Source organism: Pseudomonas sp. F-14 TE3623 (assembly GCF_053629015.1).
The window spans coordinates 148015-169710 of sequence record NZ_JBRJHM010000001.1; the positions used below are offsets into that span (position 1 = coordinate 148015).

Genomic DNA, 21696 nt, shown 5'->3' on the forward strand with positions numbered 1-21696 from the left:
GCTGACAGATTGCATTCGCGAGCAAGCCCGCTCCCACAGGGTTATCCACAAGCTCTTAGAAATCCTTGCACAACCGCAACGCGTCATAGATCGCCGCGTGGGTGTTGCGCTGGGCCACGCAGTCGCCGATGCGGAACAGCAAGTAGCCGTCGCCCGCCTGGTTCAGCGAAGGCTGAGGCTTGATCGCGAACAGGGCTTCGATGTCCATCTGGCCTTTGTTGCGCGAGCCTTCCTTCAGCGCGTAGTAGATTTCTTCGTCCGGACGCACGCCGTTCTCGACGACCACCTGGTCGACCACCCGCTCCTCTTTGGCGCCGGTGTATTCGTTTTCCAGTACCGCCACCAGCTTGTCGCCTTCGCGGTAGACCTTCTCCAGCATCATGTCCCCGGTCATGATCACTTCTTTCGGGTACATGCTGCGGTAGTAAGTCGGGAACGACGTTCCGCCAACGGCCACGCCCGGTTTGATGTCGTCGGTGACGATCTCGACCTGGCTGCCCTTGTCGGCGAGGAAGTCGGCCGTCGACATCCCGGTAAACTCGCAAATGGTGTCGTAGACCAGCACGTTCTTGCCCGGTGCCACCTTGCCGTCGAGGATGTCCCAACTGCTGACCACCAGGCCTTCAGCCGCGCCCCAGTGTTCGTTCTGCTCCAAAAATGGATGGCCGCCGACGGCGAGCACCACTACATCCGGACGCAGGTCGAGAATGGTCGCCGCATCCGCCGCCACGCCCAGGCGCAGGTCGACTTTCAAACGCGCCAGTTCCAACTGGAACCAGCGAGTGATGCCGGCAATCTGATCCCGTTGCGGAGCTTTCGACGCGGTAGTGATCTGCCCGCCGATGAATTCTTTTTTCTCGAACAGGGTCACGTCGTGGCCACGTTCGGCCGACACGCGAGCCGCTTCCATCCCGGCAGGACCGGCACCGACTACCACGACCTTGCGCTTCACACCGGTCGATTTCTCGATGATGTGCGGCACGCCCATGTATTCACGGGAGGTCGCGGCGTTCTGGATGCACAAGACGTCCAGGCCCTGGTATTGACGGTCGATGCAGTAGTTGGCGCCGACGCATTGTTTGATCTGGTCGACCTGGCCCATTTTGATCTTGGCGATCAAATGCGGGTCAGCGATGTGGGCGCGGGTCATGCCGACCATGTCGACGTAACCGCCTTCCAGAATACGGGTCGCCTGGTTCGGATCCTTGATGTTCTGTGCGTGCAAAACCGGAGCCTTCACCACTTCCTTGATACCGGCGGCCAAATGCAGGAATGGCTCCGGTGGATAACTCATGTTCGGAATAACGTTGGCCAGGGTGTTGTGGGTGTCGCAACCCGAGCCCACGACGCCGATGAAGTCGATCATGCCGGTGTCGTCGTAGTACTTGGCGATCTGCTTCATGTCCTCGTGGGACAAACCATCCGGGTGGAATTCGTCACCGCACAGACGGATGCCGACGCAGAAATCCGGACCGACTTCCTTGCGCACAGCCTTGATCACTTCCAGGCCGAAACGCATGCGGTTTTCGAAGCTGCCGCCCCATTCATCGGTACGCTTGTTGACTCGCGGGCTCCAGAACTGGTCGATCATGTGCTGGTGCACGGCAGACAATTCGACGCCGTCCAGGCCACCGGCCTTGGCCCGTGCGGCTGCGCTTGCGTAGTTGCCGATCACCCGCCAGATTTCTTCCGGCTCGATGGTTTTGCAGGTCGCGCGGTGCACCGGTTCACGGATGCCCGACGGCGACAGCAGGGTTGGCCAATGCTCGCCGTCCCAGCGGGAACGACGGCCCATGTGGGTAATCTGGATCATGATCTTGGCGCCATGCTTGTGCATGGCGTCGGCCAGGTTCTGGAAGTGCGGAATGATCCGGTCGTCGGCCAGGTTGACCGACTTCCACCAGCCTTGCGGGCTGTCGATGGCCACGCTGGAGGAACCGCCGCAAATCGCCAGGCCGATCCCGCCCTTGGCTTTCTCTTCGTAATACTTGACGTACCGGTCGGTGGTCATGCCGCCGTCGGTGGCGTAGACCTCGGCGTGCGCGGTGCTGAGCACGCGGTTGCGGATGGTCAGTTTGCCGATCTGGATCGGCTGGAACATTGCTTCGAAAGCCATGGCGGGGTCCTCGACTTACAACGGCTTGACGGTGAACAAACCGTCGTCGTGGCCTTCTTCGGAGCCACCGTAGACTTGTTCGGCGACAGTGCGGATCTTGCTGCCGCGAGCGGCCAGGATCTGGTCCATGGCGCCGGCGAACCAGCCAGTGAACATGTAGTCGACCTTGCGCCCGACCTTGCCGTACACGTAGACAAATGCGGAGTGTTCGAGCTTGACGCTGGCGGTGCCTTTGTCGAGGTCGATGTCCTGAATCTTGAACAAGCCCCAGCCGCGTTGCGACAGACGCTTCATGTAGTGCTCGAACACTGCGACGCCTTCCAGGCCGTGGCATTCAGCTTCTTTTTCACACCAGTGCCAGGCGGACTTGTAGCCGGCCTTGTAGAGGATTTCGGCGTAGGCGTCGGCACCCAGCACTTCCTCGATGCCCATGTGGTTGTTGACGAAGAAGTGACGCGGTACGTACAGCATCGGCAGGGCGTCGGAAGTCCAGATACCGGTTTCGCTGTCGACTTCGATTGGCAATTGCGGGGCGATCTTGGCCATGGAAACTTAACTCCAGAAAATTCGTTGTGTTGCCCCCGGCACGGACGGCCGGGGGAAAGGATTCAGAGGTGCGGTGGCTTATTCGCCCCAAACGTCTTTGAGGACGTTGACCCAGTTCTCGCCCATGATCTTGCGCACCACCCGCTCGGAATGGCCGCGTTTGAGCAGGGTCTCGGTCAGGTTCGGGAACTCGCCCACGGTGCGGATGCCCAGCGGGTTGATGATCTTGCCGAAGCTGGTCAGGCGGCGGGCGTAGCCCTTGTCATGGGTCAGGTATTCGAAAAAGTCCTGGCCATGGCCCTGGGTGAAGTCGGTGCCGATACCGATGGCGTCTTCGCCGACGATATTCATGGTGTATTCGATGGCTTCGGCGTAATCGTCGATGGTCGAATCGATGCCCTTGGCCAGGAATGGCGCAAACATGGTCACGCCGACGAAACCGCCGTGATCGGCGATGAACTTCAGCTCTTCGTCGGATTTGTTGCGCGGGTGAACTTTCAGACCCGACGGCAGGCAGTGGGAGTAGCAGACCGGCTTCTTGGATTCGAGGATGACTTCTTCGGAGGTTTTCGAGCCGACGTGGGACAGGTCGCACATGACGCCGACGCGGTTCATCTCGGCGACGATTTCACGACCGAAACCCGACAGGCCGCCATCGCGCTCGTAGCAACCGGTACCAACCAGGTTTTGGGTGTTGTAGCACATCTGCACAATACCGACGCCGAGCTGCTTGAAGACCTCGACGTAGCCGATCTGGTCTTCAAACGCATGAGCATTCTGGAAGCCAAAGAGGATGCCGGTCTTGCCCTGCTCCTTGGCCTTGCGGATATCGGCGGTGGTGCGCACCGGAATCACCAGGTCGCTGTTCTCGCGGATCAGCTTCTGGCTGGCGGCGATGTTGTTGACAGTGGCCTGGAAGCCCTCCCACACCGACACGGTGCAGTTGGCCGCGGTCAGACCGCCCTTGCGCATGTCTTCAAACAGCTCGCGGTTCCACTTGGCAATAATCAGCCCGTCGATAACGATGCTGTCGGCGTGCAATTCGGCTGGGCTCATCAGGCTGTCCCCTATTAGCGATTCATGCGCCGAATCGTGTGCCGGCGCTTTGGGGCCAGCATATGCCTGAGGGCCGGGGCAGCCGGGTGCAAAAACGACAGGGGAATTGCCGAAAGCGTCAATCCGCGACAAAGGGTCGTCAACAGGCGTCATTGCCTACCTATCCAACGTCGCCCGCTTGGGCCAGAATTCGCCGCATCACTGATGTTTTACTGAATGCATGACTGGATTAAGGGGCGGCGGCGCAATGAAATCGATCTTCCTGGCTTTGGCACTGATAGCGACTGGCGTACAAGCAGCTGAAGAGGCCGACGACAACCCCTGCGACGCCGTCGAAAACGAAATCCAGACCCTGGAATGCTCGGCCTATAGCAGAACCACCGCCGAACAGCTGCTGAGCGACAACTACCAAAGCCTCACCGAGCGCATGCAAACGCTTTACGGCAACAACAAGGCGCAACTGACCGACATCACCGCCAAAATCAAAACCGCGCAACAGCAATGGCTGAAAACCCGGGACGCCGATTGCGCAGTGGACGCATTTCCGGCGACCAGTGGTAGCAAAGCGTTCACCATTGCGCAGAACGATTGCGTGGCGCGCATGAGTGACGAGCGGTCGGAGTTTTTGGAGTCGATTGGGCAGGAATAAAGACATAAGAATGGAGAATTATTTGATCCCCCACGAAGTAGTGAGCCGCATCGTCGATGGAGCACTTCCTATTCGCGCCTGGCGCGAACACCTGAACCTTACGCAGGATGAAGTTGCCAAGCGCATGGGCATTTCCCAACCGGCTTTCGCCCAGCAAGAGACGGTCGCCAAGCCCCGCAAGGCAACCCGTGAAAAAATTGCCGCAGCTTTTGGCATCACTGCCAACCAACTAGAGTTGTAAGCTGAACGCCAGCATCAGGAAAAAGGGATTGAAATGAAAATCTGCGGCATCGAAATCAAAGGCAGTGAAGCGATCATCGCCGTGGCCTCCCTCGACGGCCAGGCCCTGAGCCATGTCGAACTGAACACCAAGAAAATCGCCCTCGACGAGGACGACGAAGCCGCCAATGTCAAAGTCTTCGCCGCTCAGGTGGCGTCGTTTGTTCGCGAGAATTCCATTGACCGGATCGCGATCAAGAAGCGCAGCAAGAAAGGCGAGTTCGCCGGTGGGCCGACTACGTTCAAGATTGAGGGGATTTTCCAGCTGCTGGAAAATTGCGAGGTGACGCTGCTGTCGCCGCAGACCATCAATGCGCAGAACAAGAAGTTCGATTTTGCACTGCCGGAGACGCTGAACAAGTATCAGCATGAGGCCTACAAAGCGGCGTGCTCGGTGTTGATGAAGAAGTAACATTTTGTCTCATCAATACCGATCATTGTGGGAGCGGGCTTGCCCGCGATGGCGGTGTGTCAGTCAACATCAACATTGAATGTGCCGGCCCCATCGCGGGCAAGCCCGCTCCCACAGGTTTCTCGGGCGTCGTCAGAATTACGCTTTAGCCGTACGTCGGTCCTCACGCGGGCAGCGCTCGAATCTCGCCCGATAACTGCGGGTGAAATACGACGGCGATTCAAACCCGCACGCGATGCTCACTTCCAACACACTCATGTTCGTCTGACGCAGCAACTGCCGCGCCTTCTCCAGCCTTAACCGCAGATAGAAATTGCTCGGCGTGTCGTTCAGATGCAGGCGAAACAGGCGTTCCAGCTGACGCCGAGTCACTTTGATCGATTCCGCCAGCGCCAGCGTACTCAGCGGCGGTTCGCTGTGCTGCTCCATCTCCCCGATCACCTGCACCAATTTCTTGTTGCTGATGCCATACCGCGTGGCGACTTCCATGCGCTGGTGGTCTTTGCGCGGGCGGATGCGCCCGAGTACGAATTGTTCGCTGACCTGGATCGCCAGTTCCGGGCCGTGGGCCTGGCCGATGAGGTCGAGCATCAGGTCAATGGAAGCCGTGCCGCCGGCGGAGGTAATGCGCCGACGGTCGATCTCAAACAGCTCCTGAGTGACGCTGAGCTGTGGATAAGACTCCTTGAAGGCATCGATAGCTTCCCAGTGCAGGGTCAGGCGATGGCCGTCGAGCAGGCCGGCTTCGGCGAGGACGAAGCTGCCAGTATCAATGGCGCCGAGGGTCACGCCTTCGTTGTCCAAGCGGCGCAGCCAGTGCTCCAGCGCCGGGGTGGTGAATTTCAGCGGCTCGAAACCGGCGACCACCAGCAAGGTCGCGCCTTTCTTCAGGGGTTCCAGCGCTGCATCGGCGTTGACCGACATGCCGTTACTGGCCAACACCGCCCCGCCGTCAACGCTCAACACATGCCAGCGATACAGCTCGCCGCGAAAGCGATTGGCGACCCGCAGCGGCTCGATCGCCGAGATGAAACCGATCGCCGAAAAACCCGGCATCAACAAGAAGTAGAAATCCTGGGACATGGAGCGCACTCGATGGCAGGTAGCGAGAGGGCGGGAAGCGTGTGGACGTTGATACGCCACTTGCAACCGGCATTCAAGCGCGCAGGTCGCTGCAGTGCAAGAGCTGGTCGCCGCAGTGCGTTTTTACAGGGCCTTTGCTGCGTAACTTGAGATCACCGGCGCATCAGACACCGGAACCCACAATAACGACCTGCCGAGGAACCCGACATGAAACGACTGATCAGCAGCTGTGTTCTTGCACTCAGCGGTACCACTTTCTTGAGCGCCAGCGTCATGGCGGCCGAACCCGCGTCGTGCCAGAACGTGCGCATGGGCGTAGTGAACTGGACCGACGTGATCGCCACCAGCGCCATGACCCAAGTATTGCTTGATGGCCTCGGCTACACCACCAAACAGACCAGCGCCTCCCAGCAAATCATCTTCGCCGGCATTCGCGATCAACGCCTGGACTTGTTCCTCGGTTACTGGAACCCGCTGATGACGCAGACCATCACGCCGTTTGTCGATGCCAAGCAGGTCGAAGTGCTTGAAGCGCCAAGCCTCAAGGATGCTCGCGCCACCCTCGCCGTGCCGACTTACCTCGCCGACAAAGGCCTGAAAACCTTCGCTGACATCGCCAAATTCGAAAAAGAACTGGGCGGCAAGATTTACGGCATCGAGCCTGGCTCGGGCGCCAACACTCAGATCAAGGCGATGATCGCCAAGAACCAGTTTGGCCTGGGCAAGTTCCAGCTGGTCGAGTCCAGCGAAGCCGGCATGCTTGCGGCGGTGGATCGCGCCGTGCGGCGCAAGGAAGCCGTAGTGTTCTTCGGCTGGGCGCCGCACCCGATGAACGTCAACGTGCAAATGACCTACCTCACCGGCAGTGAAGACGCCCTCGGCCCGAACGAAGGCATGGCCACCGTCTGGACGGTCACCGCGCCGAAATATGCCGAGCAATGCCCGAACATTGGTCGCTTGCTGAGCAACCTGACCTACACCGCCGAAGACGAGAGCCGAATGATGCAACCGCTGCTCGATCACAAGGACGCCTTCGAGTCGGCCAAGCAATGGCTCAAGGATCACCCGCAAGACAAGCAACGCTGGCTCGAAGGCGTGACCACCTTCGACGGCAAACCGGCTGCTGAAAACCTGAAACTGACCAGTAAATAAACCTGAAATGAATCACCGATTCGCAGCCCGATGTGGGCTGCGAACGGAATCGTCACGTCCTGAGCCACACCTAAAATCACGCCTGTAAGGAACCGCCTCATGAACCACGACGTCATCATCACCTGCGCACTCACCGGTGCTGGCGACACGACCGCCAGAAGCCCACACGTGCCGGTCACCCCGAAACAAATCGCCGCGGCCGCCGTGGAAGCCGCCAAGGCTGGCGCCACCGTGGTCCACTGCCATGTTCGCGACCCCGAAACCGGCAAATTCAGCCGTGACGTGGCGCTGTACCGCGAAGTGATGGAGCGCATCCGCGAGGCGGACGTCGACATTATCGTCAACCTCACCGCCGGCATGGGTGGCGACCTGGAAATCGGCGCGGGCGAGAACCCGATGGAGTTCGGCCCGAACACTGACTTGGTCGGCCCGCTGACCCGTCTGGCCCACGTCGAAGAATTGCTGCCGGAAATCTGCACCCTGGATTGCGGCACCCTGAACTTCGGTGACGGCAACACCATTTACGTGTCCACCCCGGCGCAACTGCGCGCTGGCGCCAAACGCATTCAAGAGCTGGGCGTTAAGCCTGAGCTGGAAATCTTCGACACCGGCCACCTGTGGTTCGCCAAGCAGATGATCAAGGAAGGCCTGCTCGATAACCCGCTGTTTCAGCTGTGCCTGGGCATCCCGTGGGGCGCGCCGGCCGACACCACCACCATGAAAGCCATGGTCGACAACCTGCCAGCCGACGCGGTCTGGGCCGGTTTCGGCATCGGTCGCATGCAGATGCCAATGGCGGCGCAAGCGGTGCTGCTCGGCGGCAACGTGCGGGTCGGCCTGGAAGACAACCTGTGGCTGGACAAGGGTGTTTTGGCGACCAACGGCCAACTGGTCGAACGCGCCTCGGAGATCCTCAGCCGCCTCGGCGCCCGCGTTCTGACCCCTGCTGAAGGCCGGACAAAAATGGGCCTGACCAAGCGCGGTTAACCCGAACCTACACCTCACCTATGGGAGCGGGCTTGCTCGCGAAGAGGCCGTCACATCCGACATTTCTGTCGACTGACACTCCGCTTTCGCGAGCAAGCCCGCTCCCACAAGGGATCACCGAATTCTTTTAGGACGTCGCCATGAGCTTTATCACTGATATCAAAACCTTCGCAGCCCTGGGCAGCGGTGTCATCGGCAGCGGCTGGGTATCCCGCGCCCTCGCCCACGGCCTCGATGTGGTGGCCTGGGACCCGGCGCCCGGTGCCGAAGCGGCGCTGCGCAAACGCGTCGCCAATGCTTGGGGCGCACTGGAGAAACAAGGCCTGGCACCCGGCGCGTCGCAGGATCGTCTGCGCTTTGTCGCCACCATCGAAGAATGCGTTCGCGACGCGGATTTCATCCAGGAAAGCGCTCCAGAACGACTGGACCTGAAACTGGAACTGCACAGCAAAATCAGCGCGGCGGCCAAGCCCAATGCCTTGATCGGTTCCAGTACTTCGGGGCTGTTGCCGAGCGAGTTCTACGAGAGTTCGACCCACCCGGAACGCTGCGTGGTCGGGCATCCGTTCAACCCGGTTTACCTGCTGCCATTGGTGGAAGTGGTCGGAGGCAAAAATACCGCGCCGGAAGCGGTTCAGGCGGCAATGAAAGTCTACGAATCCTTAGGGATGCGCCCGCTGCATGTGCGCAAGGAAGTGCCTGGATTTATCGCCGACCGTTTGCTCGAAGCGTTGTGGCGTGAGGCGTTGCATCTGGTCAACGACGGTGTGGCGACCACCGGTGAAATCGATGATGCAATTCGTTTTGGCGCAGGCCTGCGCTGGTCGTTCATGGGTACTTTCCTGACGTACACCCTGGCAGGTGGCGACGCAGGCATGCGGCACTTCATGGCGCAATTCGGGCCGGCGTTGCAGTTGCCGTGGACGTATCTGCCGGCGCCGGAGCTGACCGAGAAATTGATCGATGACGTGGTGGATGGCACCGGCGAGCAGCTGGGCAAGCACAGCATCTCGGCGCTGGAGCGCTATCGTGATGATTGCTTGCTGGCGGTGCTGGAGGCGGTGAAAACCACCAAAGAGAAGCATGGGATGGCGTTCAGCGAATAATCCTCAAGCTTATGGGTCAGCAGGTCTGGCCCCTTCGCGAGCAAGCCCGCTCCCACAGGGATCTACTGGGTGGCATAAATTGTATTTACACCTCAAATCACTGTGGGAGCGGGCTTGCTCGCGAAGACGGCAGTCCAGTCACCACTCATGTTGGAAACCTACATCATGCCCACCCTCACCACCTACCAAACCAAAATCATCCCCGACTGGGTCGACTACAACGGCCACCTGCGCGATGCCTTCTATCTGCTGATTTTCAGCTACGCCACCGACGCGCTGATGGATCGACTGGGCATGGACAGCAACAACCGCGAAGCCAGCGGCAATTCGCTGTTCACCCTCGAACTGCACCTCAACTATCTGCACGAAGTGAAGCTCGATGCCGACGTCGAAGTGCACACCCAGATCATCGGCCATGACCGCAAGCGCCTGCACCTCTACCACAGCCTGCATCTGGTAGGCGGTGACAAGGAGCTGGCGGGCAATGAACAAATGCTGCTGCACGTCGACCTCGCCGGACCGCGATCCGCACCATTCAGCGAAGAAACCTTGAGCAAACTGCAAGCCATTGTCGCCGAGCAAGCCGACCTGTCCGCACCCCGCCTTCATTGGCCGGGTAATCGCTTTACCGCCCGAAAAATAACAAGGAGCTCGCCATGAACACCGCCGCTTTTGCCGATTTCCGCACCTACCCGTTGATCAGCGCGTTGACCGCCGTGCACACCCTGGCGGACCGCATTCAAGTGCAGTGGGCGGACGGAAGGGTCAGCCCTTTTCATCATCAATGGCTACGGGACAACTGCCCGTGCCCGCAGTGCGTCTACACGGTGACCCGCGAGCAAGTGCTGGAAATCGTCGATGTCGCGGAAAATCTGATCCCCGACAGTGCGCGAATCGATGCCGAAGGTTGCCTGTGTGTCGATTGGCAGGGCGGCCATCTCAGCCGCTTCGACCCGGGCTGGCTGCGAGCCCACGCCTACGATGACGAGTCCCGCGCCGAACGCCGCGCCGCCAAACCGAAAAGTAAGTTGTGGGACAGCCACCTGAAGCTTCCAGTATTCGACTATCAGGCGTTGATGAACGACAACGAAGCCTTGCTGCAATGGCTACTGGCCGTGCGCGACATCGGCCTGACCCAGGTTCGCGGCGTACCGACTGAGCCGGGCTCGCTGAAGCTGATCGCACAGCGGATCTCCTTCATCCGCGAGAGCAATTTCGGCGTGCTGTTCAACGTGCAATCCAAGGCCGACGCCGACAGCAATGCCTACACCGCCTTCAACCTGCCGCTGCACAGCGACTTGCCGACCCGAGAGTTGCAACCGGGGCTGCAATTTCTACATTGCCTGGTCAATGACGCCGACGGTGGCGAGAGCATTTTCGTCGACGGTTTTGCCATCGCTGAAGCCTTGCGTCGGGAAGATCCCGAGGCGTTTCAGGCCTTGTGTGAAATCCCCGTGGAGTTCCGCAACAAGGACCGCCATAGCGACTACCGCTGTCTGGCGCCGATCATCGCTCTGGACTCTTTCGGGCAAGTGTCGGAAATCCGCATGGCGAACTTTCTGCGTGGGCCGTTCGATGCTTCAGTCGAGCAAATGCCCAAGCTGTATCGCGCTTACCGACGCTTCATTGCGATGACCCGCGAGGCGCGGTTCCGGGTGATGACCCGGCTCAATCCCGGCGAGATGTGGTGCTTCGACAACCGCCGCACCCTCCACGCCCGCAACGCTTTCGACCCCGCTACCGGCGCCCGGCATTTCCAGGGTTGTTATGTTGATAGGGATGAGTTGTTGTCGCGGATTTTGGTGTTGCAGCGGTAGACCGCGTCATCGTTCTTCGCGAGCAAGCCCGCTCCCACATTTGATCTGCGTCGTTCACAAATCAAATGTGGGAGCGGGCTTGCTCGCGAAGGCGTCGGCCCAGACACCCGACAACCCCTGATTCACAGCCAAAAAAAACCCCGATCAAGCCGTGACAGGATCGGGGCAGAGGTGGGTACTGTTGAGGAGCTGTTGCGCGAGGGTGACCAAACCTTCGTGGAGCCAGCTGAGTCCAGTGTGCCCACTCCCATCGCTCGCAAGTTAGCCGAAAGCGACCTGTTCATAGGTATTGCGGCCATTGCGACAAATCGTCCTTGCCGCCATCCCCAGCCCCTACCAGAATCGAGCCACGACACCGTTCCCTGAAGAAGGATTGCGTCATGATGCACGCCGATTTGATTGACCAGGAAGACCTGTTGGGCCAGCTGAAATCGTTGGGTTTTCAAGTACCGAATGGCTCTACAGCCGAGCAGGCTTGCGAGTGTGCAGTGCGAGGCTTGAACGATGAGCGGGCGATGACGCTGCGGACCATGGTCAAGCAGATGTACACCAGCAGCGCGACCATCCTGCCGGCCGTGCGCCAGGCGATCGACAAGCAATTGCTGCCTGCGTTGGCGGAGTACCAGCAAAGCCGTAGCGCCTGACCTGTGGCGAGGGGGCTTGTCGGGACGCCGCATCGCCCCGTTCGGCTGCGCAGCAGTCGTAAAATCTTGGGGCCGCTGCGCGACCCAACGGGGGCAAGCCCCCTCGCCACAATAGCCCGCGCGGTTTAGAGCCTTACGCTGGCAAACGTCGACTCATTGCGCGCCTGACTCAACGCCGACAGCGGCCCGGACAACGGCGACAGCACCAAGGCTTGCGGCAGCGGCATCATCGCCACTTGTTGTGTGGTGTTGGAACCCACGCGCTCGTCACGCGGCGGAATGCCGAAGTATTCGCGGTAGCACTTGGAGAAGTGCGGCGTAGACACGAAACCACATACCGACGCCACTTCGATGATCGACATCGGCGTTTGCTTGAGCAGCTGCCGAGCGCGAATCAGGCGCAGTTTCAGGTAGTAACGCGACGGCGAGCAGTGCAGGTATTTCTGGAACAACCGCTCCAGCTGACGACGCGAAACGGCGACGTACACCGCCAGTTCGTCGAGGTCGATCGGCTCTTCAAGGTTGGCTTCCATCAGCGCCACGATTTCCTGCAGCTTCGGCTGGTTGGTGCCGAGCATATGCTTGAGCGGCACGCGCTGGTGATCCTGCTCGTTGCGGATGCGCTCGTAGACGAACATTTCCGAGATCGCGGCCGACAGTTCACGACCGTGATCGCGGCTGATCAGGTGCAGCATCATGTCCAGCGGCGCGGTGCCGCCGGAGCTGGTGAAACGGTTACGGTCGAGGGTGAACAGCCGGGTGCTCATGGCCACCCGCGGGAAAGCTTCCTGCATCGACGCCAGGCATTCCCAGTGCACGCTGCAATCGAAACCGTCCAGCAGACCGGCGCACGCCAGGGCCCAGCTGCCGGTGCAGACCGCGCCGAGACGACGGGACTGACGCGCCTGACTTTGCAGCCACGACACATGCTCGCGGGTTACGGTGCGCTGAATGCCGATACCGCCGCAGACAATGACAGTGTCCAGGGGCGGCGCTTTGTGCATGGAGGCGTCGGGGGTGATTTGCAGTCCGTCACTGGCCCAGACCTGACCGCCATCGACGGTGAGTGTGGTCCAGCGATACAGCTCGCGGCCGGACAATTGGTTGGCCATGCGCAGAGGTTCTACTGCGGAGGCCAGAGAAATAAGCGTGAAATTGTCCAGCAGCAAAAAGCCGATGGATTGAGGCGCACGGTTCTGGGGTTGGGCCCCGGAGTTGAACGTCGTCATCGCGGTATCTCCTCACACAAAGCGGGTGATGGCCTCAGGCGGAGGCTCTTTTTATTGCCATCGTTCTCGCGTGGGAGACGGGCTTTGTAATGACAGAGCAATTGCCATGCCTAAACTTGAATGCGTGTTCAATAACTCCTGAAAACGACGTCGCGATGCGTCTAGATATGGCGCGCAGAGATAAGAGGTCATAAGTGCCATTAGAGGCCGCAAACCCGCTACCCCGTTGCCTGTGAGCAAATCGGTAGCACTTGTGGAAACAGGGCTGCGACGCTCCAGGGGAGAGTGTCACCGCAAGCACGGGTGACGGACGGTCAGGCTTGAGTTGGATCCCTGAACTGGGAAGACCGGCTTGTCTGTTTACGACGCTCTAAAAGGTGGCGCGTTTTGAATCGAGTGTTCACTTAGCGCGCAGTTTTGACTGGTCTGGCCCCTTCGCGAGCAAGCCCGCTCCCACATTTAATCAGCGTCGTGCACAAATCCAATGTGGGAGCGGGCTTGCTCGCGAAGCAGGCGACTCGGTACTACTGATTCAACACTCAACCGCACTAACCGCCAAACCACCGCGCGATGTCTCTTTATATTTGTCGTGCATGTCGGCACCGGTATCACGCATGGTGCGGATCACCCGGTCCAGCGAGATAAAGTGCTGACCATCGCCCCGCAGCGCCATCTGCGCCGCGTTGATCGCTTTCACCGCGGCAATCGCATTGCGCTCGATGCACGGCACTTGCACCAGGCCACCCACTGGGTCGCAGGTCAGGCCCAAGTTATGTTCCAGGCCGATTTCCGCCGCGTTGCACAGTTGCTCCGGGGTGGCACCAAGAATCTCCGCCAACCCGGCCGCCGCCATGGCGCAGGCCGAACCGACTTCACCCTGGCACCCGACTTCGGCACCGGAGATCGAGGCGTTCTTCTTGCACAGAATCCCTACCGCCGCGGCACTGAGGAAGTAATCGACCACGTTGGCGTCGGTCACTGCCTCGCTGAATTTCATAAAGTAGTGCAGCACCGCCGGAATGATCCCCGCCGCGCCATTGGTCGGCGCCGTAACCATGCGCCCGCCGGCAGCGTTTTCTTCGTTGACCGCCAAGGCGAACAGGTTCACCCACTCCATGGCGCTCAGCGTCGAGCCGATCACGTTGGGCTTGTTCAGTTCTTGCAGGCTGCGGTGCAGTTTGGCTGCGCGACGACGCACATTCAGGCCGCCGGGCAGGATGCCTTCGTGCTTGAGCCCTTGCTCCACGCAATCTTGCATCGCGCGCCAGAGTTTCATCAGGCCGGCGCGAATTTCCTCTTCGCTGCGCCAGACTTTCTCGTTGGCCATCATCAGCTCTGCAACGCGCAGGTTGTGCTGCTTGCAGAGACTGAGCAGCTCGACGGCACTGGAGAAGTCGTAAGGCAGCACGGTGCGATCCAGATCCACCACGCCACTGGAAGCCTGTGCCTCATCGACGACAAAACCGCCACCGATGGAATAGTAGGTGTCGCGATGCAGTTCACCGTGATCGCCTTCGACAACCAGGGTCATGGCGTTGGGATGGAACGGCAGGTTCTCGTCGATCAGGCGCATGTCCCGGGCCCAGATGAACGGGACCGACAAGCGCCCATCGAGCAGTAGCGTGTTGGTTTCACGCAGGGCCTCGATGCGGATGCCGATTTGCGACGGATCGATCGCGTCCGGCCACTCGCCCATCAGCCCCATGATCACGGCGTTATCGCTGCCGTGACCGATGCCGGTGGCAGATAGCGAACCATAAAGCTGAACTTCGACACGCCTTACTTGTTCCAAAAGACCCTGCTCACGCAAACCTTGCACGAACAGCGCCGCAGCTCGCATAGGCCCGACGGTGTGTGAACTGGAAGGGCCAATGCCGATTTTGAACAGGTCGAAAACGCTGATAGCCATTACTGCTGAACTCCTGGATGTGCCTGCTCCAGGCGCAAAAGCGCCCAGTGACGGAGCTGCTACGCTCAAGCTGCAATCCGCCGAGATGGCCGCATCATCAGGCTTTTGTCATGTCGTTCAACGTCTCACACCGACGCACTCATGCCCGCCAGCGCCGCAGGCCGCTTACGCTATGTTTTCGCCGTTTTTTTGCGGATCAGCGAGGCAAAACGGGCTGAAAAAAGCTGTAAACGACGTTACCGACACTGGATGCGACCATCCCTGTACTGGATACGACGCACCCTGTAGGCGTCAGATTTTCACTGGTACATGATCGTATCGACTCGATTGCTAGGCGCCGTGGTAGAGATGTCTCCAAAACGCCATCCAACCGCAACAGATAAGTGCGGTGGTCCAGTCGGAACACTGCCAAAAAAAACACCAAGGAGTCGCCCCTTATGAAAGGTTCCCCATCGTTGTTGTTGGCCGCCATGCTGAGTCTGCCGTTTCTGGCTCAAGCCGCAGAACCGGCCCAATGCAGCACCGTAAACTTCTCCGATGTCGGCTGGACGGACATTACCGTCACTACCGCCACCACCAGCGTCGTTCTCGATGCCTTGGGCTACAAGACCAAGACCACGATGATTTCCGTGCCGGTGACCTACAAGTCCCTGGCCGACGGCAAAAACATGGACGTGTTCCTCGGCAACTGGATGCCGACCATGGAAAACGACATCAAGGCCTACCGCGATGCCGGCACCGTGGACACGCTGCGCGCTAATCTGGAAAACGCAAAATACACACTCGCCGTCCCCGAAGAGTTGTATAACAAAGGTCTGAAAGATTTCGCCGACATCGCCAAGTTCAAGAAAGAACTCGACGGCAAGATCTATGGCATCGAACCGGGTAACGACGGCAACCGCCTGATCCAGAGCATGATCGACAAGAACGCCTTCGGCCTGAAAGACGCCGGCTTCAAGGTGGTCGAGTCCAGCGAGGCAGGCATGCTCTCGCAAGTCGATCGCGCCCAGCGCCGCAACACCGCCGTGGTGTTCCTGGGCTGGGAACCGCACCCGATGAACACTCGATTCAAGATGAAGTACCTGACCGGCGGCGACGAATACTTCGGCCCGAACTTCGGCCAGGCGACCATCTACACCAACACCCGCAAGGGTTACGCACAGGAATGCAGCAACGTGGGTCAGTTGCTGAAAAACCTGGTCTTTACCCTCGACATGGAAAGCACGCTGATGGGCAACGTCCTGGACGACAAAATGAAGCCTGACGCGGCCGCCAAGGCCTGGCTGAAAAAGAATCCACAGGTGCTCGATACCTGGCTCGCTGGCGTGACCACCATTGACGGTAAACCAGGCCTGGAGGCCGTGAAAGCCAAGCTCGCGCAGCCTTGATTTAGGAAGCATCGCTTACGCCGGGCGAGTTCGCTCGCCCGGGCTGTTTATTTCCTTGCATGCGGACGTTCACTACCATGCTGATTGATCAGAAAATACCTTTAGGCCAGTACATCGCGGGCTTCGTTGAATGGTTGACGCAAAACGGCGCCAGCACCTTCGACGCAATCGCCGTGTCACTGGAAACGATGATCCACGGCGTGACTTTTGCGCTGACCTGGTTCAACCCGCTGGCATTGATCGGCCTCATCGCGCTACTGGCACACTTCATCCAACGCAAATGGGGCCTGACCGTTTTCGTCATTGCCTCCTTCCTGCTGATCCTCAATCTGGGGTACTGGCAGGAAACCATGGAAACCCTCGCCCAGGTGTTGTTCGCCACCCTGGTGTGCGTGCTGATCGGCGTGCCGTTGGGCATCGTCGCCGCGCACAAACCGATGTTCTACACAGTGATGCGGCCGGTGCTCGATCTGATGCAGACCGTGCCGACCTTCGTGTACCTCATTCCTACCCTGACCCTCTTCGGTCTGGGTGTGGTCCCGGGTCTGATCTCGACGGTGGTGTTCGCGATTGCCGCGCCTATCCGCCTGACCTACCTGGGTATTCGCGATGTTCCGCAGGAATTGATGGACGCCGGCAAAGCCTTCGGCTGCTCGCGCCGTCAACTGCTTTCACGGATTGAACTGCCCCACGCCATGCCAAGCATCGCGGCCGGTATCACCCAGTGCATCATGCTGTCGTTGTCGATGGTGGTGATTGCGGCACTGGTGGGCGCCGACGGCCTGGGCAAACCCGTGGTCAACGCACTGAACACTGCTGATATCGCACTGGGCTTCGAAGCAGGCCTGGCGATCGTACTGCTGGCGATCATGCTCGACCGTATCTGCAAACAACCCGACGCTAAAGTAGGGGGTGACGCATGAGCATTATTCGCTTCGAAGACGTGGACGTGATCTTCTCCAAAGACCCACGCGAGGCACTCAAACTCCTCGACCAGGGCATGACCCGTGATCAGATCCTGAAAAAGACCGGGCAAATCGTCGGCGTTGAAAAAGCCACGCTGGACGTCGAAAAAGGTGAAATCTGCGTACTGATGGGCCTGTCCGGCTCCGGCAAATCCAGCCTGTTGCGCTGCATCAACGGCCTCAACACCGTCAGCCGTGGCAAGTTGTTCGTCGAGCACGAAGGCAAGCAGATCGACATCGCTTCCTGCACTCCGGCAGAACTGAAAATGATGCGCACCAAGCGTATCGCAATGGTGTTCCAGAAGTTCGCTCTGATGCCTTGGCTGACGGTACGCGAGAACATCAGCTTCGGTCTGGAAATGCAGGGCCGGCCGGAGAAGGAACGGAAAAAACTGGTCGATGAAAAACTCGAACTGGTGGGCCTGACCCAATGGCGCAACAAGAAACCCGATGAGCTTTCCGGCGGTATGCAGCAACGTGTGGGCCTGGCCCGCGCACTGGCGATGGACGCCGACATTCTGCTGATGGACGAACCGTTCTCGGCCCTTGACCCGCTGATCCGCCAGGGCCTGCAAGACGAACTGCTGGAACTGCAAAGCAAGCTGAACAAAACCATCGTGTTCGTGAGCCACGACCTCGATGAAGCCCTGAAGCTCGGCAGCCGTATCGCGATCATGAAAGACGGTCGGATCGTCCAGTACAGCAAGCCAGAAGAGATCGTGCTGAACCCTGCGGACGATTACGTGCGAACCTTTGTCGCCCACACCAATCCGCTGAACGTACTGTGCGGTCGCAGCCTGATGCGCACCCTGGACAACTGCAAACGCATCAACGGTTCGGTGTGCCTGGATCCGGGCGGCGATTCGTGGCTGGACCTGGCCGAAGGCAACACCATCAAAGGCGCACGCCAGAACGGCTCGAGCCTGGACCTGCAGAACTGGATACCGGGGCAAGCGGTTGAAGGTTTGGCTCGTCGACCAACGCTGGTGGACTCCAACATCGGCATGCGCGATGCACTGCAGATTCGTTACCAGACCGGCAATAAGCTGGTGCTGCACGACAACAACAAGGTTGTCGGGATCCTTGGCGACAGCGAGCTGTACCACGCGCTGCTCGGCAAGAACCTGGGGTAAAAAGCTGCAGACACAAAAACGCCGCGAGAGATCGCGGCGTTTTTGTTTGCGGGATATCGGGGCATGCAGCTGTGCGGCTGATGGCCCCTTCGCGAGCAAGCCCGCTCCCACATTCGACCGCATGTCCCTGATAGAACTCGGTTACCTGTGGGAGCGGGCTTGCTCGCGAAAAATATGACGCGGTGTCACTGGAACACCGCGCCACTCACTTCTTAGCTATAAACCCGACCAAGCAGTTGCCGATGGCTTTCAAACTGATCGAGCACGTCACGGGTGATCTGATCCTGAGTGAAGCCCATCAAGTCGTAGTCCTGGCTGCCGTTGTGCAGGTACACCTCGGCGCGGTAGTAACGTGCGCGCGGTTCATCGGCGCTTTCAGCCGAGACCGTGTCACTCGCCGCCGCCAGATAACCGTCCAGGCTCACTTCGTAGACAAAAGGGTTGCCCTCTTCCATCTCGATCCGCACGCCCATGCAACGCTTGGCCTTGCCCAGCAACGTCTGCACATCCAGGCCCTGAGCACGCAATAGCACAGCTGCATCTTCCAGCGCCGGGCTGACGCGCTTGTCCATGAAACGCTGTACGATCGACTGGTTCGGCTGCAGGTCCAGCTGGGTCAGGCGCTCGCTGAAACCACGACGACCACGCGCTGCCAGTTCCGCTTGCTCCTGTTCGATTTGCACGTCCTGGCGCATGGCCTTGTGCAAGCCAAACATGAAGAACACCAGCACCACCGAGAACGGCAGCCCCGCCAGCACCACCATGGTTTGCATGGCTTCGAAGTTACCGGCAAACAGCAGGCCGATGGTCACCAGGGTGATCACCACCGACCAGAAGATCCGCAGCCAGTGCGGCGCATCTTCGTCAACGTTGCCGCCCTTGCAGGAAAGGTTGGCCATCATCACCGCGCCGGAATCCGCCGGGGTCAGGAACAGCACGAAGCCGACAAAAATCGACACGCCAATCACGATCTTCGACGCCGGATAATGCTCAAGCAACTGGTAGATCGCCATCGACGGCTGTTCCAGCGCCGTCTTCCCGAGTTCCACCGCCCCATGGTTCATCACCAGGTCCAGGGCCGAGTTGCCGAAGATCGACAGCCACGCCAAGGTGAAGCCCAGCGGAATCAGCAGCACGCCGGCCACCAGCTCACGCACCGTACGACCACGGGAAATACGCGCGATGAACATCCCTACGAATGGCGCCCAGGAAATCCACCAGGCCCAGTAGAACAGGGTCCACAGGCCCAGCCAGCGCTCGGATTTGGCGTTGTCGGCTTCGTACACATAGAGGTCGAAAGTCTTCAGCACCACGCCGTTCAGGTAGTCGCCGATGTTCTGCACAAAGCCGTTGAGCAGGTGCAGGGTCGGGCCGAACAGCAGCACGAAAATCAGCAGACCGCTGAACAGCACGATGTTCAGGTTGGACAAACGGCGAATGCCGTTTTCCACGCCGGACACAGCGGCGATGGTCGCCACGGTGCTCATCACGATGATCACGATCAGCAGGTTGGTGTTGCTGTGCTCCATGCCGAACAGGTTTTCCAGTCCCGACGACACTTGCAGCGAACCAATCCCCAGGTTCGTCACCAGCCCCAGCAGGGTCACGAACATGCCGAAGCCGTCCACCGCATGACCGGCCGCGCCTTTGACCCAACGCTCGCCGACCAGCGGATACAGCGCCGACCGCAACGCCAGCGGCTGGTTATGACGGTAAGCAAAGTACGCCACGGCCAGGCCGACCAGCGCGTAAATCGCCCAGCCATGCAGGCCCCAATGCAGGAATGTCAGTTGCACTGCCTGACGGGCCGCAAGGTTGCTGCCGGCCACGCCTTCCGGCGGATTGAAGTAATGATCCAGCGGCTCGGAAGCACCGAAGTACAGCAACGAGATGCCGATACCCGACGAGAACAGCATCCCCGCCCAGGCGCCATAGCTGAAATCCGGGGTGTCGTCCTTGCTGCCCAATTTGAGTTTGCCGTAGGACGAAAACGCCAGGCCAACCACAAAAACCAGATAAGCGGCGATCACCACCATGTAGTACCAGCCGAAGCTGCGGGACAACCAGGCCTGGGCAATGCCGAGCATTCTGCCGGCCTCTTGCGGGGCGATGATCAGAATGGCGGTCAACAGCAGGATCAGCGCGGTAGAGGTGTAAAACACCCAACCGTTGACCGTCACCTTCTCGGGTGGGGTCTTTATTAGAGAGGCAGAACTCATGGCACAGATGCTCCAGGCAGTGCGAGAGAAGAACACAAGGCAACGCGTTACCCGACCAATCGGTTAGTTGGCAGCCGACCAGTGGGTGATATAAAGACACCCCGAAAAAAGCCCGAAACCCCTGGAACGCCTGCGCGTATAGGTTTCGAGCATTTTTGGATGTCGGTTTATCGCCATTTACACGTAGGAAAAATCTGTAAGCAGCGACGATTTGTCGCAGATCTTATTCTTTGTTGATTGAACGTTCAATCAAAACAAAATAGACTGGCCCTCAACCCGGTAGCCGTTTTTCGTCTACGGGAAGGCCTAAGGAGATGTGCAAGATGCCCAAGGTCGGTATGCAACCCATCCGCCGCCAGCAATTGATCGATGCCACGATGCAGGCCGTCGATCAGGTCGGCATGGGGGACGCCAGCATTGCGCTGATCGCCCGTTTGGCCGGTGTCTCGAATGGCATCATCAGTCACTACTTTAAGGACAAGAACGGCCTGATCGCCGCCACGGCGCAGTATCTGATGAGCGTCCTCAGCGAGAACGTCACCGCGCGCCGTCAGGCGCTGGAGGACACCAGCCCACGGGCTCACCTCCAGGTGATTATCGAAGGCAACTTCGACGCCAGCCAGGTCAATGGCCCGGCAATGAAAACCTGGCTGGCCTTCTGGGCCACCAGCATGCACCACCCGTCTTTGCACCGGTTGCAGCGGATCAACGATCACCGTCTGTATTCCAACCTGTGCTGCCAGTTCCGCCGTGTGTTGCCGCTTGATCAAGCGCGCAGCGCCGCCCGCGGCCTGGCAGCCCTCATTGACGGTTTGTGGTTGCGCGGCGCGCTGTCGGGAGATGCTTTCGACACCGGGCAGGCGCACCAGATCGCTTACGAATACATGGATTTCCAACTGGCCAAGCAGGTGAGTTAGAGCACACATAATTGCTCAACCCCTGAACCGCTACTGATCAGCGTCGCCAACGCCACACGGCACGCCCCAGTGGTTAACGCCAACCAACT

18 protein-coding genes and 2 pseudogenes are annotated in these 21696 nt (G+C 59.5%); 13 read left to right on the forward strand and 7 right to left on the reverse strand.

Annotation, left to right across the window (positions count from 1 at the left end; genetic code table 11):
- Positions 1–55: 55 nt before the first annotated feature.
- From dgcA to AB7M29_RS00655, 3 genes are all read right to left on the reverse strand, one after another.
- Positions 56–2116, reverse strand: coding sequence for a dimethylglycine demethylation protein DgcA (dgcA, locus tag AB7M29_RS00645; protein WP_217857403.1), 2061 nt, complete (start codon positions 2114–2116; stop codon positions 56–58).
- 15 nt (positions 2117–2131) lie between these two features.
- On the reverse strand, positions 2132–2662 hold the full coding sequence (locus AB7M29_RS00650; protein ID WP_052967365.1) for a DUF5943 domain-containing protein: 531 nt from the start codon (positions 2660–2662) through the stop codon (positions 2132–2134).
- A gap of 78 nt (positions 2663–2740) precedes the next feature.
- Positions 2741–3718: a dipeptidase gene (locus AB7M29_RS00655; protein ID WP_007907542.1), complete on the reverse strand. Its 978-nt coding sequence runs from the start codon at positions 3716–3718 to the stop codon at positions 2741–2743.
- 247 nt (positions 3719–3965) lie between these two features.
- Here AB7M29_RS00655 and AB7M29_RS00660 point away from each other — a divergent pair, with 247 nt between their 5' ends.
- The 3 genes and pseudogenes from AB7M29_RS00660 to AB7M29_RS00670 all read left to right on the forward strand — a co-directional run bounded on the left by AB7M29_RS00660 (position 3966) and on the right by AB7M29_RS00670 (position 5058).
- Complete coding sequence (locus tag AB7M29_RS00660) at positions 3966–4367, forward strand: lysozyme inhibitor LprI family protein (protein ID WP_038981114.1); 402 nt, start codon at positions 3966–3968, stop codon at positions 4365–4367.
- 7 nt (positions 4368–4374) lie between these two features.
- Positions 4375–4608 (forward strand): annotated as a pseudogene (locus tag AB7M29_RS00665) (helix-turn-helix domain-containing protein); the annotation flags it as partial.
- Positions 4609–4641: 33 nt separating this feature from the next.
- The gene (locus tag AB7M29_RS00670; RefSeq protein WP_217857404.1) at positions 4642–5058 is read left to right on the forward strand and encodes a DUF3010 family protein; all 417 of its coding nucleotides are present in this window, start codon (positions 4642–4644) and stop codon (positions 5056–5058) included.
- Positions 5059–5196: 138 nt separating this feature from the next.
- Here the strand turns inward: AB7M29_RS00670 and AB7M29_RS00675 are convergent, their stop codons facing one another.
- Positions 5197–6141 (reverse strand): GlxA family transcriptional regulator, encoded by a 945-nt coding sequence (locus AB7M29_RS00675; RefSeq protein ID WP_217857405.1) that lies wholly within the window; start codon positions 6139–6141, stop codon positions 5197–5199.
- Positions 6142–6348: 207 nt separating this feature from the next.
- Between AB7M29_RS00675 and AB7M29_RS00680 the strand changes: the two genes are divergently transcribed.
- The 6 genes and pseudogenes from AB7M29_RS00680 to AB7M29_RS00705 all read left to right on the forward strand — a co-directional run bounded on the left by AB7M29_RS00680 (position 6349) and on the right by AB7M29_RS00705 (position 11847).
- Positions 6349–7293 carry a choline ABC transporter substrate-binding protein gene (locus tag AB7M29_RS00680; protein WP_454246137.1) on the forward strand — a complete coding sequence of 315 codons (945 nt, stop codon included), beginning with the start codon at positions 6349–6351 and terminating at the stop codon, positions 7291–7293.
- A gap of 99 nt (positions 7294–7392) precedes the next feature.
- Positions 7393–8280 carry a BKACE family enzyme gene (locus AB7M29_RS00685; RefSeq protein WP_217857407.1) on the forward strand — a complete coding sequence of 296 codons (888 nt, stop codon included), beginning with the start codon at positions 7393–7395 and terminating at the stop codon, positions 8278–8280.
- A gap of 140 nt (positions 8281–8420) precedes the next feature.
- On the forward strand, positions 8421–9386 hold the full coding sequence (locus tag AB7M29_RS00690) for an L-carnitine dehydrogenase (RefSeq protein WP_454246138.1): 966 nt from the start codon (positions 8421–8423) through the stop codon (positions 9384–9386).
- 165 nt (positions 9387–9551) lie between these two features.
- Positions 9552–10029: pseudogene (locus tag AB7M29_RS00695) on the forward strand (thioesterase family protein).
- Positions 10030–10042: 13 nt separating this feature from the next.
- Positions 10043–11203, forward strand: a complete 1161-nt coding sequence (locus tag AB7M29_RS00700; protein WP_454246139.1) for a gamma-butyrobetaine dioxygenase — start codon at positions 10043–10045, stop codon at positions 11201–11203.
- 380 nt (positions 11204–11583) lie between these two features.
- Positions 11584–11847: a hypothetical protein gene (locus AB7M29_RS00705; RefSeq protein WP_017341203.1), complete on the forward strand. Its 264-nt coding sequence runs from the start codon at positions 11584–11586 to the stop codon at positions 11845–11847.
- 125 nt (positions 11848–11972) lie between these two features.
- Here the strand turns inward: AB7M29_RS00705 and gbdR are convergent, their stop codons facing one another.
- On the reverse strand, positions 11973–13076 hold the full coding sequence (gene gbdR, locus AB7M29_RS00710; RefSeq protein WP_007937970.1) for a choline metabolism transcriptional regulator GbdR: 1104 nt from the start codon (positions 13074–13076) through the stop codon (positions 11973–11975).
- Between the two features lie 532 nt (positions 13077–13608).
- Positions 13609–14985: an L-serine ammonia-lyase gene (locus AB7M29_RS00715; protein WP_454246140.1), complete on the reverse strand. Its 1377-nt coding sequence runs from the start codon at positions 14983–14985 to the stop codon at positions 13609–13611.
- Positions 14986–15422: 437 nt separating this feature from the next.
- Here AB7M29_RS00715 and AB7M29_RS00720 point away from each other — a divergent pair, with 437 nt between their 5' ends.
- The 3 genes from AB7M29_RS00720 (at position 15423) to choV (ending at position 18471) form a co-directional block, all read left to right on the forward strand.
- On the forward strand, positions 15423–16373 hold the full coding sequence (locus tag AB7M29_RS00720; RefSeq protein WP_007907523.1) for a choline ABC transporter substrate-binding protein: 951 nt from the start codon (positions 15423–15425) through the stop codon (positions 16371–16373).
- Positions 16374–16450: 77 nt separating this feature from the next.
- The gene (choW, locus tag AB7M29_RS00725; RefSeq protein ID WP_030128579.1) at positions 16451–17296 is read left to right on the forward strand and encodes a choline ABC transporter permease subunit; all 846 of its coding nucleotides are present in this window, start codon (positions 16451–16453) and stop codon (positions 17294–17296) included.
- Entirely contained in the window at positions 17293–18471 is a 1179-nt protein-coding gene (choV, locus tag AB7M29_RS00730; protein WP_454246141.1) for a choline ABC transporter ATP-binding protein, read from the forward strand. Before choW ends, choV begins: the two co-directional genes overlap by 4 nt.
- Before the next feature lie 212 nt (positions 18472–18683).
- Here choV and AB7M29_RS00735 read toward each other — a convergent pair whose 3' ends face one another.
- On the reverse strand, positions 18684–20633 hold the full coding sequence (locus AB7M29_RS00735; protein ID WP_454248686.1) for a BCCT family transporter: 1950 nt from the start codon (positions 20631–20633) through the stop codon (positions 18684–18686).
- Between the two features lie 380 nt (positions 20634–21013).
- On the opposite strand from AB7M29_RS00735, the gene betI reads away from it, so the two are divergent.
- Positions 21014–21607: a transcriptional regulator BetI gene (gene betI / locus AB7M29_RS00740; protein ID WP_454246142.1), complete on the forward strand. Its 594-nt coding sequence runs from the start codon at positions 21014–21016 to the stop codon at positions 21605–21607.
- The last annotated feature ends 89 nt before the right edge of the window (positions 21608–21696 follow it).